We start from the raw sequence: 1,203 nt of genomic DNA, 5'->3' as shown, positions 1-1,203 counted from the left end.
GGATCTGCCGCGACAGGACCGGCTGGGCGATGTGCAACCGCGCGGCGGCGCGGCCGAAGTGCAACTCCTCCGCGACCGCGACGAAGTAGCGGAGCCCACCCGACGACGCGACAGGTGCCGTGCAGGCACTCGTGTCCCGGGTGCGCCGCCTCGGGCTGCCCGTGGTCGCGGTGCCCGGCGGATACCGGCTGCCCGCCGAGGAGGTCACCGTCGACGCGGTCGAGGCGCGGGGCCTCGTCGACCGGGCGCGGACCGTCTTCGACAACGGCGATCTGCCGGCCGCCCGCAGCCTCGCCGACCAGGCGCGCGCCCTCTTCCCCGAGGTGCCCGAGCTGGTCAGCGCCGAGGACACCCGCCTGTTCGCCGATGTCGCCGCGCTTCGCGCGCAGGCGGCACTCGCCGGTGTGGGCCCGTTCGACGAGGCCGACCTGAGCCGGCTCGTCGCCCGTACACCGCCGGACGAGCCCTCGGCCGCCCTGCTCGTCCGGATCCTCGCCGCCCAGGGACGGGAGGCGGAGGCGCTGGAGGTGGTCGAACGACTCCGGGCCGAGCTGGCCGAGCGGTACGGCACCGACCCGTCGCCGGTGATCACACAGGTCCACCTGGCGCTGTTGCGCGGCGAGCTGACCACCCCGGTCGTCGCGGAGACACCCCGGCAACCGACGCGGATCGCCCTGCCGACCGCCTGGCGTCGGCCGATGACCGCCCTCGTCGGCCGGGAACGAGACGTCGAGGCCGTGGTGGAGGCACTGGTTGACGCGGCAGTGGTGACGATCGTGGCATCCGGCGGCGCGGGCAAGACCCGCCTCGCCGCCGAGGTGGCGCGGCGCACGGGGGCGGCCGGGCAGTCGGTACGCGTGATCGAACTCGCCGGCCTGCGCGCGCCCGACGAGGTGCTGCCCACAGTGCTCGCAGCCCTCGGGGGCGCGGACACCTCGTCGACCGGTGGCAATCTCGGCCTGGAACGGCGGGTGCTCAGCCCCGAGGAACGCCTTCGCGCCGTCGCACCCGACCTCGACGGGCTGGTCGTGCTCGACAACTGCGAGCACGTCCTCGACGCGGTGGCCACCGTCGTGGCGGACCTGGTCGCTGTGGCGTCCCCGGAGGCCGCGGTGCTCGCCACGAGCCGGGCCCCACTGGGTCTCGACGGTTACGCCGCACTACGCAAGGCACTCAAGGCACACCCGGACGACCTGATCCAGC

At 74.7% G+C, this 1,203-nt stretch carries 2 protein-coding genes; one reads left to right on the top strand and one right to left on the bottom strand.

Translation table 11 applies throughout. The annotated features are described in order from the left end of the window. Nucleotides 1-64 (bottom strand): hypothetical protein (locus ACWCO3_RS34705; RefSeq protein WP_450014248.1); only part of this gene is annotated, 64 nt, incomplete at its 3' end. Nucleotides 65-119: 55 nt separating this feature from the next. Between ACWCO3_RS34705 and ACWCO3_RS34700 the strand changes: the two genes are divergently transcribed. After that, a partial coding sequence (locus ACWCO3_RS34700) for a BTAD domain-containing putative transcriptional regulator (protein WP_450014246.1) occupies nucleotides 120-1,203 on the top strand: 1,084 nt, incomplete at its 3' end.

This window comes from Micromonospora sp. NPDC002411, from assembly GCF_053592955.1.
The sequence above is the reverse complement of the archived record's forward strand: the minus strand, read 5'-3'. Positions and strand labels throughout refer to the sequence as shown.